Here is a 16066-nt window from a genome sequence, read left to right as displayed (position 1 = left end):
TGCTGTGATCGCAACACACTATTAAGTTATAAGCGCCTTGGCAAGCAGGGCGATGCGTTGCGTGATTCCTGAATGAATCGCTTTTGAGCATGCCAAACTCTTCCGTCCAGCGCCTTGTCGTCACCATTGCCCATGCGCCTTGACAACCTCCGTAGTCATATCCTAGGATGAAAATCCGTATATGTGACAACGAGCCCAGCCATGCCCACAGCACCCGTCCGGAACAAGGTGGACTTCACCGAGAACACCGACACCGAAGCGCTCCGCCTCGGCGTCAGGGTGCCCGAGGACGAGCTGCTGCCGGCGTGGCTGAAGGAGCCGCCGACGCCGACGTCCGGTTCGCTGGTGCCGGGCTCGCGGTTTCCGGAGGAGGCGTGGGTGCACGCCGCGTTCATGCTGGCGCGCGGCGCCTCGTTCCTCCAGGTGGCGCGCTCCATGGGGTGCAGCCGCACCACGCTGTGGCGGGCGTACTACGGCTCCATCGACTTCCGCACCCGCATCTGGTGGGAGCGCAAGATCCTAGAGCGCGAGGCGCGGGCGCAGCTCGGCTCGCTGACCGACATGGTGTCGCAGCAGATCCGCCACGCGGTCTCCAGCGGCGACATGGCCACCGTGCGCTGGCTGGCCGACCGGATGGACTTCTTCAACCAGCTCGGCCGCTCCCGTCCGCTGCCGGACTCCCCGGAGCAGGACCGCGAGACGCCCATCGAGCCGATCGCCGGCGCTCTCCCGGCCCCCGCCGCGCACGATCCGCCGGCCGCCCTCATCGCCCACCTGCCGGAGTCCGACGGCCCGCGGGGCCAGTTTCCCTGGACCGCAACCGGCATCGAGGACCAGCCCGACTTCCTCACCGTCGACACCCGCCGCACCCGCTGACCGGCACCCGCCGGGGGATGTGAACTGAACAGCCCCCGCACACTGTTCCATGGTGTTCCACAGCGTTCCATTCCTCCGGGCTTGCGTCGCCGCCGCCGTCCATGGACACTGCCGTTCCCCTGCCGCGCCCCTGCCGAAGAGCGACCGGATGCCCGACACCACGACCCCCAGCATCATGGCGACCGACCTGTGGGCCGAGCATCCGCGCGGCCGGATCTTCGCCCGGGCCTGGACTCCCGGGAGCGGCGCGCCCGCCGCCCCGTCGGCGAGCCCCATCGTGCTCCTCCACGATTCCCTCGGGTCGGTCGAGCTGTGGCGCGACTTTCCCGCCGCCCTCAGCGCCGCCACCGGGCGCCGGGTCATCGCCTACGACCGGCTCGGCTTCGGGCGGTCCGATCCGCGGGCCGACACGCTGGCGCCGGCCGGCTTCATCGGCGACGAGGCGCGGAGCTTCTTTCCGGTCCTGCGCGAGCGGCTCGGCATCCGGCGCTTCGTCGCCTTCGGCCACAGCGTCGGGGGCGGCATGGCCGTGCACTGCGCGGCGGACTTCCCCGACGACTGCGAGGCGCTGATCACCGAATCCGCGCAGGCATTCCCGGAGGACCGGACGCTCGACGCCATCGCGGTGGCGAAGGAGCAGTTCACGGACGAGTCCCAGGTCGGCCGCCTGCGGAAGTACCACGGCGACAAGGCCCGCTGGGTCCTCGACGCCTGGACCGACTCGTGGCTCCATCCGGAATTCGCGCGCTGGACCCTGGCGCCCGTCCTGCCGCGCGTGACCTGCCCGGTGCTCGCCATCCACGGCATCCACGACGAGTACGGCACGATCCGCCACCCGGAGATGATCGGGCAGCTCAGCGGCGGCCCGGCGCGGGTCGAGATCATCCCCGATACCTATCACGTGCCGCACCGCGAACGGCCGGACCTCATCCTCGGTCTGGTGTCCGGGTTCCTCGACCAGCTCCGGTAGGCCGCCCGCGCCGCCCCCGCGCCAGCGGAACCTTTGCGCGGCGGGGTGTGTTGCTCCCCGCAGCGTCAGAGGGAGTTGCACGTCATGAGCCACGCCGTCGACCGTTCCGCCAACACCACGTCCGGCCGCAGCATGGCGGACATCGAAAGCGACATCCGCGGCATCCGCGACCGCATGGACTCGACCCTGAACGAGATCGAGTTCCGCCTGTCGCCGGGGCAGCTCACCGGGCACGTCAGCGAGGTCGTGCGCGACGTGGTCGAGGGGCGGCCGACCCGCGTCGCCACCGCCATCCGCAACAACCCGATCCCGGTGGCGCTGATCGGCATCGGCGCCCTGTGGCTGGCCTGGGCGGTGTCGCGCACCGACCCGCTGGAGGGGGCGACGGCGCCGCACGGCCGGATCTCCGACCAGCGCATCCGCATTCTGCTGGCCGGTCTGGTCGCCGCCTGCCGCCAGGGTGCCGAGGGCTTCCGCGAGGCCGACATGCTGCTGGTCGATGCCCAGCTGTCGTCGCGGCTGGCCGAGGTGTCGAACCAGTTCGAGCGCACCTCCGCCTCGCTGGACCACGAGTTCCGCATGCACGGCGGCGTGCCGGAGCCGGGCGAGCCGGTGCACCCCGCGTGGCTCGACCTGCACGACGAGCTGACCGGCGCGCGCTCGCGCGCGGAGATCCTGGCGGCGCTGCAGGGCGGGCTGGAGAACACCCTCGACCTGTTCCGCGACGCCCTGCAGGAACCGCTGCCGGACGAGCTGCGCGTGGTGGTCGGCGCGCACTTCCACGACCTGGAACGCGTGCAGCACCGCATCGGCGCGCTGCACGAGGCGGTGAGCTGAACCATGCTGGGACTGAGCCGCCGCCACCACTACATGCCGCGCATCGAGATGGGCCACGACGCCCACGCGCGCGGCCGCGCCGCCGACAAGCCGGAGGAGATCCCCGCCAAGGGCTGGAAGGACATCCTCTGGCGCGTCTGGGAGGAGCAGTCGGAGGACAACATCTCGATGATCGCCGCCGGCGTGGCCTACTACGCCATCCTGGCGCTGTTCCCGGCGATCGGCGCCGCGGTGTCGCTCTACGGCCTCGTCGCCGACGGCGGCAGCATCGAGCGGCAGTTCGACACGCTCTCCGGCTTCCTGCCCACCGAGGCGCTGAAGGTTCTCAAGGATCAGGCGCACATGGTCGCCTCGCAGCCCAGCACCGGGTTGAGCATCGGCGTCGTGGTCGGCCTGCTGTTCACGCTGTGGAGCGCGTCGCGCGGCGTCAACGCGCTGATCGAGGCGCTCAACATCGCCTACGAGGAGCGGGAGAAGCGCGGCTACGTCAAGCTGGCGCTGATCTCGGTGGCGATGACGCTGGGCGGCATCCTGTTCCTGATCGTCACGCTGGCCGTCGTCGTCGTCGTGCCGACCATCCTCAACCTCGTGCCGCTGGGGCCGGTGTGGGAGTGGGCGGTGCGCCTGGTGCGCTGGCCGATCCTGGCGGTGGCGATCCTGGCGGCGCTGGCGGTGCTGTACCGCTACGCCCCGTCGCGCAACGAGCCGAAGTGGCGCTGGGTCACCTGGGGCTCGGCGGCGGCGGGCGGCATCTGGCTGCTGGGCTCCATCGGGTTCTCGATCTACGTCTCGAACTTCGGCAACTACAACGAGGCGTACGGGTCGGTCGGCGCGGTGGTGATCCTGCTGCTGTGGCTGAACCTGACCGCCTACGCCATCCTGCTCGGCGCCGAGCTGAACGCCGAGATGGAGCACCAGACCGCCAAGGACACCACCGACGCCCCCGATAAGCCCATGGGGCAGCGCGGCGCCAGGATGGCGGACACCCTCGGCGAGAAGAAGACGGCGTAGCGGGCTGGCAGCGTCACATCGCGCCACTGACGCCGTCCCGGCTTCCCGCTATCCTGCCGGCAGTCCCGTGGGGGAGCCGTCCGGCGATGATCGAGTTCTGGCATTGGTGGGTGATCGCCGTCGCGCTGGCGGTGGTGGAGATCTGGGCGCCCGGCGCGGCGTTCCTGTGGCTGGGCGTCGCCGCCGGCATGGTCGGCGTGGTGCTGCTGGTCTACCCCGGCCTCGGCTGGGAAGGGGAGCTGCTGCTGTTCGCGGTGCTCGCCATCGCCGCGGTGCTGGCCGGGCGCGCCGTCTACCGCCGGGCCGGGCTGCACGCCGCGCCGAACCGCCTGAACCGCCGCGCCGAGCAGTACATCGGCACCCTGCACACGCTGGAGACCGCCATCGTCAACGGGCATGGCCGCGCCCATGTCGGCGACACCTCGTGGAGCGTCCAGGGGCCCGACCTGCCGGCCGGCGCCACCGTGCGCGTGGTCGCCGTGGACGGCGTGATCCTGAAGGTGGAAAAGGCCTGACGGCGCCTCACCCCCGCTTGGCGGTGTCGGTGCGGATCTGGTCGGAACAGCTCTTCAGCCGCTCGGCCAGTGCGGCGAAGCGCGGGTCGCCGTTGCGGCGCGCCATTTCGGCGGCTTCGGCGCTGAGGGCGGCGAGGTGGCGGGCCATGGTGCGGTAGTCGGGCATGCGGTGTCGTCTCTGCTGGTCGTCGCTCATCTCGAACATGGATGCTGCACGGCGAAGCTTCCGAAGCCATGCTGTCACGATGGCGCCGCGGCGGAAATCCGGCCTTGAGTCGAAGCCGCCCAACGCTTTCGGCGCATGCCCCGGGGCATAGTACGGCCGGCCGCCCCGCATGCCTGTGATGCGCCGGCGTATGCTGGGCGGTCGGGCCCCTACGCCCTAGTCTTGTGCTGTGCCGAACCGGGAACCCGACATGAGCGACAACGCCGCCCCCCTGCCGCCGACCGGCCTCGCGCAGGATCGCCCCTCACGCGAGGGGATTCTCCTGCTGGCCAGCCTGACGCTGTTCTGGGGTGTCAACTGGCCGGCGATGAAGCTGGCGGTGACCGACATCGACCCGTGGACCTTCCGCATGCTGTGCCTCGCGGCGGGCGGCGGCGGGCTGCTGCTGATCGCGCGGCTGACCGGGACCGGGCGCATCGCCATCCCGCGCGGCGAGTTCGGGCCGCTGCTGCTGGCCTCGCTGCTGAACGTCACCGGCTGGCACCTGGGCACGGCGTTCGGGCTGACCTTCATGGGGGCGGGGCGGGCGTCGATCATCGCCTTCACCATGCCGGTCTGGGCGTCGCTGTTCGGCGTGGCTCTGCTGGGCGAGCGGCTGACGCGGGCGCGCGTCGCCGGGCTGGCGCTGGGCGTCGGCGGCCTGGGCTTCCTGCTGGTGCCGGAGGTCGGGCGGATCGGCGCCTCGCCGTGGGGAGCCGTCTTCATGCTGGCCGCCGCGGCGAGCTGGGCCGCCGGCACCGTGGTGGTCAAGGCGCGGCGCTGGGGGATGGGCACCGCGGCGCTGTCCGGCTGGCAGATCGTGCTGGGCGGGATCCCGGTGCTGGCCGGCTGGGCGGTGGCGGGACGGCCGGAGACGCTGCTGACCGCCTCCTGGCCGGCCCTGGCCGGCGCGTTCTACGCCATGCTCATTCCGATGGTGTACTGCTACTGGGCGTGGTTCCGGGTGGTCGCCATCTTCCCGGCCAGCCTCGCGTCCATCGGCACGCTGGCGATCCCGGTGATCGGCGTGTTCTCCAGCGCGCTCCTGACCGGCGAGCGCGTCGGCCCCGGCGAGATCGCCGGCCTGACCCTGGTCGTCGCGGCGCTGACGCTGGTGATGCTGGTGCCGGCGAAGCGGTAGAGGCTAGTCGATCAGGTCTTCCAGCGTGGACCGCACCACGCCGACGATCTCCGCCCCGTGCGGGCCGATGTCGAGGTCGCGGCTGCCAACCAGGACGCCCAGCTCGTGCTCGGTGGTGGGGGCGTAGCGGGCGATCTCCGGCACCAGGTCGTCGGGCAGGATCGCGTCGCGCGGCACGCCGTCCCGCGCGGCCACGCGGTCGCGCCAGCCGTTCAGCGCGGCGGCGATGGCCGTCTCGATCTGCAGCGACTCCTCCTTGCGGCGCAGGTCCTGGAACAGCACCAGCACCCGCCACGCGCCGTCGGCGTAGGCGGTGTCGATGCGCTCCACCTCGACCGTGCGCAGGAAGGCCGACAGCTCCGCCTGCGCCGGTTCGGCGTCAGTGTCGGGAATGCGGAAGGTGCGGATTTCCGTGCTCATGCCCTCTATGCCCTTCCTGATCGTTCCTTGCGCGGAGGCTGGTCATAGGGTGGCGGAACGGCATCGGCGATTCAATGGGGAATGCTGCCGCCCGGATGACCCCGACCGGGCCGGGCGACCCCTCCAATGCCGCGTGGCGCGGTGGTGCTGCGGCGCGTTAAGTGCGTCGCAAAACCCTGAATTGAGGAAACGCCGCGCATGCACAGGATTCCCCAGGCCACGGCTCCCGCCTACCGGCGCCCCGCGGAAACCGGCGCACCGGCCGGTGCGGCGGCGCTGGCCGTGCCGGACCTGGACGCGCTCGACCTGCACCAGGGCCGGGCGGGCGGCCGGGACCTGACCGTCCGTCAGGTCGAGATCCTCTACTGGGCGGCGCGCGGCGCCACGCTGGACGACACGGCGGCCCGGCTCGGCCTGTCGCCCGGCGCGGTGCTGGAGGAGGTCGCGCCGCTCAGCGAGGCCGGGCTGGTGGCGTTGCGCCCGGCGCGGCGCGGCGCGGCGCGGCGGGAGTCGTTGGCGCGGGTGTGGGCGGACGCGGTTGCGAAGCACGCCGGCCGGCCGTTCCTGCTGCCCTCCGGCGCGGCGCCGCTGGACTACGCCGAGGCTGGGCGGCGGGTCGAGGCCATCGCGCGCCGCTTGGCCGCCGCCGGCCTGTCCAAGGGCAGCCGCATCGTCGTGCAGGCCGAGCCGTGCGTCGAGGCGGGGCTGCTGTTCTGGGCGGCGGTGCGGCTGGGTATCGTCGTCGCGGTGGTGGACACGGCCTGGAGCGAGGCGGCGCTGCTGCGCGTCCTGCACGCGGTGCGGCCGGCGCTGGTCTTCGCCGACGCCGCGCGCGCCGGCCGGGCGCGCGCCGGGCGGCGGCCGCTGGTGGTGCTGGACGCCCCGCACGGCGCGCCGGACCGCTTCGCGGCGTGGCTGGCCGACGGCGGCACCGATGTGGACGCGCAGGTCGGCGAGGACGACCCGGCGGCGATCCTCTTCACGTCCGGCACCACCGGCGAGCCCAAGGGTGTCGAGCTGACCCACGGTGCGCTGCTCCGCACCGCCCGGCTGCTGGCCGAGACCTACGGCATCCGCGCCGGCGACCGGGTGCTGACGCTGGCCGAGGGGCACAGTGTCAGCGGCCTGCGCAACCCGCTGGTGCTGACCGCGCTGACCGGCGCCGCCGCGGTGCTGCCCGCCGGGGCCGAGCGCCGCCGCCCCGCCGCCGCGGCCGAGCTGTGCCGGCGCGCCGGCGTGAGCGTGCTGAGCACCGTTCCCGCCTGTCTGAAGGCGCTGGCCGCGGCCGGGCAGCCGCTGGAGGGGCTGCGGCTGATCCTCTGCACCGGCGCGCCGCTGCCGGCGGCGGCGCTGGAACGGCTGCGCGCCCTCACCCCGGCGCCGGTGCGCGGCTACTACGGCCTGACCGAGACCACCGGCGTCTGCGTGGTGGAGCCGCCCGGCGGCGCGGCCGAGGGCGCGCTCGGCGTGCCGCGCGGCGTGGTGGCGCAGGTGGTGGACGGCGAGGGGCAGGTGCTGCCGCCCGGCGAGGTGGGCGAGCTGCGGATCTACGGCGCCAACGTCGCCACCCGCTTCGTCGGCTCGGCGGAGGCGCTGCGCGGTGGCTGGCTCCACACCGGCGACCTGGCGTGCTGGCGCGACGGGCAGCTGGCGCTGCTCGGCCGCGTGCGCGAGGCGGTGAAGACACCGCGCGGCGACCTGCTGGCCTTCGCCGAGATCGAACGCGTGCTGGAGCGCGACCCGGCGGTCGCCGAGGCCGCCGTCCGCGCCGTGCGCGACGCCGACGGCGGGGAGCGCACGCTGGCTTTCCTGCGCCTCGTGCCCGGCGTGGCGGAGGAGGGGGTGATCGTTCGCGTCATGCAGCGGGTGCTGGAGACCTTCGGTCCGCAGGGCGCGCCGGCCGCGGTGCGCGTCGTCGCCGACTTCCCGCGGGCCAGCAACGGCAAGGTGCGGCGCGACGCGCTGCCCGGCGACGTGGCCTGAAGGTTCGGCCGGAAATGGCGGCGTCGCCCCTCGCCGAGGCCCTGGACCGCGTCGAGCGCACGGTGCCGGCGCACCGGCCGGCCCTGCTCGGCCCGCGGACGCTGCGCTATGGGGAGCTGTTCGAGCGCGCGCGCCGGCTGGCCGCCTTCCTCCAGGCCTCGGGGTTGGGTCCGGGCGACCGGGTGCTGGCCGCCGATGCCGACGCGCTCGCGCTGCCGGAGTTGCTGGTCGCCGGCCTGCGCTGCGGCGTCGGCGTGGTGTCGGTCGATCCGGCGTGCGACGTGGCGGCCCTGGCGCGTGAGCACGGTGCCTGCATGGTGTTCGCCGACGGCCCGGCGGTGCCCGACCGCCCGGTGGTGGCGCTGCGGCCGCCCGGCTGGCTCGACCGCCTGCTGCGCCCGCCCGCGGCACCGACGCTCGCCGAGGTGCTGGACGGCTACGCACCGCTCGCGGAGTGGCCGGAGCCGCCGGGAGCGGAGCGCACCGCCTGCGTGCTGTTCACCGCCGGCACGCACGGCGCGCCGCGGGCGCTGGCGGTGCCGCACGGTGCGATGGCGGCTGGGGCGGAGGCGGTGGCGGACGCGCTGCTGATCGACGGGCGGGCGCGGCTGCTCAACCCGCTGCCGCTGCACCACGCGGGCGGGCTGGCGCATGGGCTGCTGGCGGCGCTGCTGGCCGGGGGGACGCTGGTGCGCCCGCCGCCGCTGGCGCTGCCGGCCGACTGGGTGCGGCGGCACGGCGCCAGCCACCTGATCGCCGCGCCGGCGCAACTGGCGCGCCTGACCGCCGCCGACCCCAACCTGTTCCGCACCGGCGCCTTCCGGTTCGTGGTGTCGCTGGGCGGCGCGCTGGACGAGACGCGCTGGCGGGCGCTGGAGGCGCGCTTCGGCGTGCGGGTGGTGACGCTGTACGGACCGGCCGAGGCGCTGGCCGCCGCCTTCGCCGCCGGACCGGGCAACAGTCACCGGTTTGCCACAGTCGGACGGTCGTTGGGGTGCGAGCACCGCATCGTCGATGAACAAGGGCGCCCCTGCGCTGTTGGAGCCGTCGGAGAGTTGCAGCTCAAGGGCGGGCATGTGATGGCGGAGCAGGGCGGCTGGCTGGCCACCGGCGATCTGGCGACGGTCGACGCGGACGGGTTCGTCACGCTGGTCGGCCGGCGCGACGCGGCATTGCGCCGCGGCCGGGTCCGCGTCCATCCCGAGCGCACCGCCGCCGCGCTGCGCAGCCACCCCGACGTCGAGGAGGCGGTGGCGTACGCTGCCGACGGCCGCCTCGCCGCCGCGGTGACGTTGCGCCGGGCGCTGCGCAGCGAGGTTCTGCTCGGCCATCTGCGCGACCGGCTGCCGCCGCTGGGGCTGCCGGACACGCTGAGCGTGCTGGACGCCCTGCCGCGCGACTCCCTGGGCGCGCCGTCGCCGCACGCCCTGCGGGCCGCCCGCCGCGGACCCGCCGCGGACAGGGCGGCGATCCGGGGGGAGGGCATGCTCGATGACCGATTCGTCCGCTGACGAGGGGGCCGTTCCGTACGGACCGCCGATGCCGCCTCCGCGCCGCAGGCGTTTCCGCGCGCCGGTGATCCTGCTGCTGGCCGTCCTGGTGATGGTCGGAGCCATGGGCGGTGCCAGCTGGACCGGTTACCGCTACGCCGACGACGGGTTCGTTCGCTACAACCTCAACCGCATCGCCGCGGTGTACGACCGGGTGTGGCGGAACCCGAAGGCGGTGGCGGTGGTGGCGCTGGGCTCCTCGCCGCTGCGGGACGCCACGCTGGACGAGACGGCGATGGGCCGGCTGGCGGCGCGGCACGGCGTGCCGGGGCTGCACTTCCTGCGCATCGTCAACGACCCGGCGCAGTTTGGCGATTTCGAACCGCTGCTGGCGAGCATCCTGAAGCTGCGCCCGGCGCTGGTGCTGCTCGACCGCGACCTGCTGTTCGCTGAGCGGCGCGACACCTACTTCTACCCCGCCTATCTGAGCCGGCTGGGCGAGATGGTGGAGCGGGCGCGCCCCATGCTGCGCGACGAGGTGGCGCTGCAGTACGGCCGGTCCTGCGCCCGGCGGGAGTCGCCGGACTGGGCGGGAGATCCCGGCCTGTACGTGGAGGACCTCCTGGCGATGCTCGACCTGCGCGCCGACTCGCCGGCGTATGCGCGGGTGCGCGACTTCGTGGAGGCGGCGCAGGCGGCGGGGATCCGCGTGGCGCTGCTGGCCCTGCCGCGGCCGGAGGCGGTGGAGGACCGGCTGGAGGCGGCCCTGCGCACCTCGTTGGACGACTTTGCGGAGTTGCCGCGGGTGCCGGTCTGGCACTACCCGCGTGCGCTGGACGACCGGCGGGATTTCTGCGACTTCGCGCACATGGCGCCGGAGACGCGCAACCTCTACGCCGCCTGGCTCGCCGGCCAGATCGCCGAGGCGCTGGCCAAGCCGGCGGCGGAGGAGGTGTCGGTGCTGCCGCGGTAGCGACTATTAGGCCCTTTCCCTCGACGGGGAGGGGCTTTTATTCCGCCACCACCCGGTTCCGCCCGCCCTCCTTCGCGCAGTACAGCCTTCGGTCCGCCCGCGCGTACAGCTGATGGAACGGCGCGCCGGGCTCCGCCGCGGCGACGCCGACGCTGATCGTCAGCGCGAGCGGCCCGTCCGGGCCGGGGAAGGGCGTCTCCGCGATGCGACGGCGCAGGCGCTCGGCGGCCTCCGCGGCGGCGGCGGGCTCGGCGTCCACGAGCAGCAGGCCGAACTCCTCGCCCCCCAGGCGGCCGGGGATGTCGAACCGGCGCGTGTTGCCGGCCAGCAGCCCCGCCACGTGCCGGATCGCCGCGTCGCCGACGTCGTGGCCCCAGCGGTCGTTGATCCGCTTGAAGTGATCCACGTCGATCAGCGCCAGCGACAGGTGGCTGCCGCGCGTGGCGCGGGCCAGCTCGCGCTCCGCCTCGGCCTCGAAGCTGCGGCGGTTGTGGATCCCGGTCAGGAAGTCGGTCAGCGCCGCCTCGCGCAGGTGCCGGCGCGCCTCGGCGCGGCTGAACTCGCAGTAGTAGACGACCAGGGCGACCGCCACGGTGGCGCCGACGGCGTTGACCGCCGCCGCACCGGTCAGCCCGGTCACCGCACCGGACGCCGCGGCGACACCCAGCCCGGCAACCAGGATCGCGTCGTAGACGATGATCCAGCACAGCCCGCCGCGCACGCCGAACAGGAAGATCGGCATGGCGGCGAAGGCCGGTGCCCAGACGAGCACCGCGTCCTCCATGCGGCCGGTGAAGATCTTGTAGAGGAACAGCACCCCGGCGACGCCAATGGCCAGCAGCATGGCCCGCGCGGTCGGCAGCCGGCTGCGCAGCAACAGGAGCGACGCGCCAAAGCCCACCAGCGCCGCCGCCTCGGCTGCGGCGTGGTGGGTGTAGCCGGTGACCGTCAGGTCGAAGACCGCGAAGCCGCCGACCAGCAGGCACGCCACCACCAGCATGCCGGTGAACAGCGCCACGCGCTGCCGGCGGGCGGAGGAGGGGAGCGCTGGAGCGGCGGAGTGCATGGCGCGGCTGTTGCCCCCTCCCTGACCCTCCCCCGCTCTCGCGGTGGAGGGGATTGAGCATCGCGTCGGCAAGCCACCCTCTCCCGCGCCGGCGGGGAGGGGCGGGGAGGGGGCGACAGCCCCGCTCACTTCAGCAGGTAGACCACGTCGTAGCCGCTGCGCTTGAACTGCGCCTTCAGCAGCGTGCCGTCGGCGGCGTACCACAGGTCGCGGTCGACCCCGCCGCTGATGCGGTGGTGCTGCGCCTCGACCTTGCGGGTGCCGAGGTCCACCGTGGCGGTCCCCAGGGCCTGCGAGGTCACCGAGTAGGGCTGGGCGTCGATGACGCTGAGCAGCGTCGGGCGTTTCAGCACCTCCGGCGTCCACAGCGTCAGCGGCAGCGCCGTGGGGACGGCCGTCGCGGCCTTGCCGTCCACCGTCAGCGCCCAGGCGTCGCCCTTGCGGGCCATCTCGATGCTGTGCGGCTTGCCGTCGTCGTCGGTGCGCGCCTGCATCGACTCGAGCTTGCCGCCGCGCCAGACCTCCTGCCGCTCGTGGTCGTAGCGGAAGTTGAGGAACAGCACCTTCACCCGCGTTGAGGCGGTGACGTCCACCTTCACGGTGTCGCCCTGCGGCTGGACGCGGACCTGCTCCTGCCCGACCGGGCTGCCGTCCATCAAAATGCTGTAGGTGAGAACCTTGGGCTCCGCCGCCTGGGGGGAACCGGCGAACCAGAAGCTCGCGATCAGAAGCGCCACGCCGGCGGCGCGTGAAACCACGCGGCCGCCGGACACGGCTGTCTCCACGGCGCCTGCACCCTGAGGCATACCGTCAACCCTCCCCAAAATACTCGGCTGTCGCGGCCGCCGGGGTTTGCCCCGGATTGCTGCACCGCCGCCGCGGACGCCCGTCTCTAAAAAAGCGCCCGATTGGTAAGACCAACGCTAGCGTGCGCTGACGAATGCGTCAAGGGCATGCCGCGTGCGCGAATCGCTCTCAACCGTCCAGCATCGAGGACAGCTTCATGGCCACGGCGGTGGACCCCTCCACCTTCAGCTTGCCCATGGTGTAGGCCAGCACCGGGTTGAGCTTGCCGTTGATCAGCTTGCCCAGGTTCTCCGGCGTGATGCGCAGCGTGCAGTCCGCCTCTCCGTCGGCGCGGGAGACGCTGACGTTCGCCGTGGTGGCGTCCACCAGGATGACGTCGCCGGCGCCGCCGAGCACGAAGCGCACCCGGGCGTTCAGGCCGCGCAGCTGCGCCGAGCGGGCCTGGATGTCGCGGACGAGTTCATCGACCATGAAGAGCTTCTCCGATTCTGTGTGCGGACTGTTGGTGTGCAACGCGCTTGACAGTACTTGCGCTTTACGTTTACGTCAACGTCATAAAGAGCGCGTTGGGCCTAACCCCAGCCGCGCAAGAAAGACATTGGGGAGTGACGTATGCAGATGCCCGAGACGCGCCCCGAGACGCGTGAGGTGGAGCGCCCCTGGCTGGCGCATTACCCCGCCGGGATCGACTGGTCCATGCCGATCGCGCCGCAGACGCTGGGGGACCTGTTCGACGCCGCGGCGGCGCGATTCGCCGGACGCCCGTGCCTCGACTTCCTCGGCCGCCGCTATACCTACGCCGAGGTGGCGGACCTCGTGAACCGCGCGGCCAAGGGCTTCCAGGCGCTGGGCGTCGGGCCGGGCAGCAAGGTCGGGCTGTGCCTGCCGAACACGCCCTACTACGTCGTCTGCTATTTCGCCGTGCTGAAGGCCGGCGGCACGGTGGTCAACTACAACCCGCTCTACGTCGAGCGCGAACTCGCCCACCAGATCGAGGATTCCGAGACCGACCTGATGGTCACGCTGGACGTGAAGCAGGTCTATCCGCGCGTCGGCGCCATGCTGGGCACCACCCGGCTGAAGCGCATCGTGGTCTGCCGCATGGACGGCATCCTGCCGACCGTGAAGAGCTGGCTGTTCAAGGTGCTGAAGCGCTCCGAGTTGGCGGACATCCCGGTGGACGACACGCACGTGCCGTTCGACGCGCTGCTCGCCAACGACGGCCGGTACAGGCCGGTGGCGGTGGACCCACGCTCCGCCGTCGCGGTGCTGCAGTACACCGGCGGCACCACCGGCGTGCCGAAGGGCGCCATGCTGACGCACGCCAACCTGACCGCCAACGTGCAGCAGGTGTCCGCGTGGTTCACCGGCGTGCAGGTCGGCGAGGAGCGGATGATGGCGGCGCTGCCGTTCTTCCACGTCTTCGCCATGACGGTGGTGATGAACCTCGGCCTCGCGGCGGGGGCGGAGCTGATCCTGCTGCCGCGCTTCGAGGTGAAGCAGGTGCTGAAGACCATCGCCAAGCGCCGGCCGACCCTCTTCCCCGGCGTGCCCACCATGTACAAGGCGCTGCTGGGCCATCCGGACGTCGCCAAGTATTCCCTGACCTCGATCCGCTATTGCATCTCCGGCGGCGCGCCGCTGCCGCTGGAACTGAAGCGGCAGTTCGAGGCGGTCACCGGCTGCGTGCTGGTCGAGGGCTACGGGCTCAGCGAATGCTCGCCGGTGTCCTCGGCCAACCCGCTGACCGGGGAGAACAAGGAGGGCTCCATCGGCATGCCGCTGCCCGGCGCCGTCATGGAGATCCGCTCGCTGGAGGACCCGTCCAGGCCGCTGCCCATCGGCGAGAAGGGCGAGGTGGTGATCGCCGGGCCGCACGTCATGGCCGGCTACTGGAAGCGGCCGGACGACACCGCGCAGACCGTCGTCGGCGGGTACCTCCGCACCGGCGACGTCGGCATCATGGACAAGGACGGCTACATCTTCCTGATGGACCGCCTGAAGGACCTGATCATCTGCGGCGGCTACAACGTCTACCCGCGCGTCATCGAGGAGGCCATCTACCTCCATCCGGAGGTCGAGGCGGTGACCGTCATCGGCGTGCCCGACGACTACCGCGGCCAGAGCCCCAAGGCCTTCGTGCAGCGCCGCAAGGGCTCCGCCCTGACCGCCGAAGGGTTGAAGGAGTTCCTGGCCGACAAGCTGTCGCGCATCGAGATGCCCAAGCACATCGAATTCCGCGACGAACTGCCCAAGACCGCCATCGGCAAGCTGTCCAAGAAGGAGCTGATCGCCGAGGAGAAGCAGAAACGGGAGGGATAAGCGGGACGCGCACTTTGTCGCAGGCCCTTCCTGTGCTAGGAAGGGACAAACCGGCGGATCGGACGTTTACGAGAGCGTCACGTCCATGACCTGGACGTCAACGACAAGCCGGCGCAACGGGAGACGAAGGTGCGCGCGCCCATGGATGAGCTCTACACGGTGAACCAGCTGGCCGAGGAACTGGGGATCACGCCCCGGACCCTGCGGTTCTACGAGGCCAAGGGCCTGCTCTCGCCGCGGCGCGTCGGCAACAACCGGGTCTATTCCAAGCGCGACCGCGCCCGGCTGAAGCTGATCCTGCGCGGCAAGCGCCTGGGCTTCTCGCTGGAGGAGATCAAGGAGTACCTGGATCTCTACAACGTGGACCCCAGCCAGCAGGAGCAGATGCGCGTCCTGCTCGCCCGCATCCGCGAGCGTCTGGACGCCCTGGCCCAGCAGCGCCAGGACCTGGAGGCCACCGTGTCGGAGCTGAAGGACATCGAAACGCAGGTGGTGAACACGCTCAAGGAGCGCGGCACCCCGCTGGAGGCCTGACGCCGGCTCCGCGCCGCCCGGGCCTCCGCCATGGAGGGTTGGGAGGCGCGGTATGAACCTGCTGTTCCGTCTGGTGCTGGTGATCGTCGCGTCGCTGCTGCGCAAGCGGCTGGCGCCGATGGAGAAGTCGTGCGTCGCGTTCCGCGTGTGGCCGACCGACCTCGACCTCAACATGCACATGACCAACGCGCGCTATTTCAGCGTGATGGACCTCGGCCGCCTGGACCTCGTCGTGCGGTCCGGGCTGGCCGGGACGATGCTGCGCAATCGCTGGCAGCCGGTGCTGGGCGCGACGACGGTGCGCTTCCGCCGGCCGCTGAAGCCGTTCCAGCGCTACGAGGTGGTCAGCCGGGTGCTGTGTTGGGACGACCGCTGGTTCTACATGGAGCAGCGCGCCGAGACGCCGCAGGGGACCGCGGCGGTGGCGGTGATGCAGGGCGCGTTCGTCGGCAAGGGCGGAATCGTCGCGCCGGCGGCGATGCTGCGCGAGGCCGGCATGCCGCACGAGAGCCCGCCGATGCCGGACTTCGTGGCGTCCTGGCGGCCGCAGAGCCTCCCGGTGGAGCAGGCGGCGTAGCGGGCTCCACGTTGCAAAAGAACAAGTGAGGGGAAGAGACGATGAAGGTGCTGGTGCCCGTGAAGCGGGTGGTGGACTACAACGTGAAGATCCGCGTCAAGGCGGACGGCTCGGGTGTGGAGACCGCCAACGTCAAGATGTCGATGAACCCCTTCGACGAGATCGCCGTCGAAGAAGCGGTTCGCCTCAAGGAAACCGGCAAGGCCACCGAGGTGGTCGCCGTCTCCATCGGCCCGGCCGGTGCCCAGGAGACGCTGCGCACCGCGCTCGCCATGGGCGCGGATCGCGCCATCCTGGTGCAGACCGACGCCGAGGTGCAGCCGCTGGCCGTCGCCAAGG

General features: G+C 72.1%; 18 protein-coding genes. 13 read left to right on the top strand and 5 right to left on the bottom strand.

The features are described 5' to 3' along the window. The first annotated feature begins 201 nt into the window (after nt 1-201). From ACRWK7_RS29735 to ACRWK7_RS29715, 5 genes are all read left to right on the top strand, one after another. Nucleotides 202-876, top strand: coding sequence for a hypothetical protein (locus tag ACRWK7_RS29735; RefSeq protein ID WP_431860577.1), 675 nt, complete (start codon nt 202-204; stop codon nt 874-876). A gap of 148 nt (nt 877-1024) precedes the next feature. After that, a complete protein-coding gene (locus ACRWK7_RS29730) occupies nt 1025-1846 on the top strand; it encodes an alpha/beta fold hydrolase (protein WP_431860575.1) in 822 nt (273 codons plus the stop codon). Nucleotides 1847-1930: 84 nt separating this feature from the next. Next, nucleotides 1931-2683, top strand: a complete 753-nt coding sequence (locus ACRWK7_RS29725; protein WP_431860573.1) for a hypothetical protein — start codon at nt 1931-1933, stop codon at nt 2681-2683. 3 nt (nt 2684-2686) lie between these two features. Further along, entirely contained in the window at nt 2687-3694 is a 1008-nt protein-coding gene (locus ACRWK7_RS29720) for a YihY/virulence factor BrkB family protein (protein ID WP_431860572.1), read from the top strand. An 86-nt stretch (nt 3695-3780) separates the two neighbouring features. Continuing rightward, entirely contained in the window at nt 3781-4209 is a 429-nt protein-coding gene (locus ACRWK7_RS29715; RefSeq protein WP_431860570.1) for an NfeD family protein, read from the top strand. A gap of 7 nt (nt 4210-4216) precedes the next feature. On the opposite strand, the gene ACRWK7_RS29710 is transcribed toward ACRWK7_RS29715, so the two are convergent. Next, the gene (locus tag ACRWK7_RS29710; RefSeq protein WP_431860568.1) at nt 4217-4414 is read right to left on the bottom strand and encodes a hypothetical protein; all 198 of its coding nucleotides are present in this window, start codon (nt 4412-4414) and stop codon (nt 4217-4219) included. Nucleotides 4415-4625: 211 nt separating this feature from the next. Here ACRWK7_RS29710 and ACRWK7_RS29705 point away from each other — a divergent pair, with 211 nt between their 5' ends. Beyond that, the gene (locus tag ACRWK7_RS29705; protein WP_431860567.1) at nt 4626-5555 is read left to right on the top strand and encodes a DMT family transporter; all 930 of its coding nucleotides are present in this window, start codon (nt 4626-4628) and stop codon (nt 5553-5555) included. Between the two features lie 3 nt (nt 5556-5558). Here the strand turns inward: ACRWK7_RS29705 and ACRWK7_RS29700 are convergent, their stop codons facing one another. Next, a complete protein-coding gene (locus tag ACRWK7_RS29700) occupies nt 5559-5975 on the bottom strand; it encodes an HRDC domain-containing protein (protein ID WP_431860565.1) in 417 nt (138 codons plus the stop codon). A gap of 198 nt (nt 5976-6173) precedes the next feature. On the opposite strand from ACRWK7_RS29700, the gene ACRWK7_RS29695 reads away from it, so the two are divergent. The 3 genes from ACRWK7_RS29695 to ACRWK7_RS29685 are packed head-to-tail and all read left to right on the top strand — an operon-like array spanning nt 6174 to nt 10421. Continuing rightward, nucleotides 6174-7958 (top strand): AMP-binding protein, encoded by a 1785-nt coding sequence (locus ACRWK7_RS29695; RefSeq protein WP_431860563.1) that lies wholly within the window; start codon nt 6174-6176, stop codon nt 7956-7958. Nucleotides 7959-7972: 14 nt separating this feature from the next. Continuing rightward, nucleotides 7973-9469: a class I adenylate-forming enzyme family protein gene (locus ACRWK7_RS29690; protein WP_431860561.1), complete on the top strand. Its 1497-nt coding sequence runs from the start codon at nt 7973-7975 to the stop codon at nt 9467-9469. Further along, entirely contained in the window at nt 9450-10421 is a 972-nt protein-coding gene (locus ACRWK7_RS29685) for a hypothetical protein (RefSeq protein WP_431860559.1), read from the top strand. Before ACRWK7_RS29690 ends, ACRWK7_RS29685 begins: the two co-directional genes overlap by 20 nt. A 37-nt stretch (nt 10422-10458) precedes the next feature. Here ACRWK7_RS29685 and ACRWK7_RS29680 read toward each other — a convergent pair whose 3' ends face one another. From ACRWK7_RS29680 to ACRWK7_RS29670, 3 genes are all read right to left on the bottom strand, one after another. After that, nucleotides 10459-11487, bottom strand: a complete 1029-nt coding sequence (locus tag ACRWK7_RS29680; RefSeq protein ID WP_431860557.1) for a GGDEF domain-containing protein — start codon at nt 11485-11487, stop codon at nt 10459-10461. A 125-nt stretch (nt 11488-11612) separates the two neighbouring features. Continuing rightward, a complete protein-coding gene (locus ACRWK7_RS29675; RefSeq protein WP_431860556.1) occupies nt 11613-12293 on the bottom strand; it encodes a DUF6134 family protein in 681 nt (226 codons plus the stop codon). A gap of 169 nt (nt 12294-12462) precedes the next feature. Beyond that, nucleotides 12463-12765, bottom strand: coding sequence for an SCP2 sterol-binding domain-containing protein (locus ACRWK7_RS29670; protein ID WP_431860554.1), 303 nt, complete (start codon nt 12763-12765; stop codon nt 12463-12465). A gap of 141 nt (nt 12766-12906) precedes the next feature. On the opposite strand from ACRWK7_RS29670, the gene ACRWK7_RS29665 reads away from it, so the two are divergent. The 4 genes from ACRWK7_RS29665 to ACRWK7_RS29650 all read left to right on the top strand — a co-directional run. Beyond that, nucleotides 12907-14616 (top strand): long-chain-fatty-acid--CoA ligase, encoded by a 1710-nt coding sequence (locus tag ACRWK7_RS29665; RefSeq protein ID WP_431860552.1) that lies wholly within the window; start codon nt 12907-12909, stop codon nt 14614-14616. A 141-nt stretch (nt 14617-14757) separates the two neighbouring features. Beyond that, nucleotides 14758-15150: a MerR family transcriptional regulator gene (locus ACRWK7_RS29660; protein WP_109119351.1), complete on the top strand. Its 393-nt coding sequence runs from the start codon at nt 14758-14760 to the stop codon at nt 15148-15150. A gap of 52 nt (nt 15151-15202) precedes the next feature. Continuing rightward, complete coding sequence (locus tag ACRWK7_RS29655) at nt 15203-15727, top strand: thioesterase family protein (RefSeq protein WP_431860550.1); 525 nt, start codon at nt 15203-15205, stop codon at nt 15725-15727. Between the two features lie 41 nt (nt 15728-15768). Continuing rightward, nucleotides 15769-16066: electron transfer flavoprotein subunit beta/FixA family protein (locus ACRWK7_RS29650; protein ID WP_431860548.1), on the top strand; the 298-nt coding region annotated here is incomplete at its 3' end.

Source organism: Azospirillum sp. (assembly GCF_050789165.1).
The sequence above is the reverse complement of the archived record's forward strand: the minus strand, read 5'-3'. Positions and strand labels throughout refer to the sequence as shown.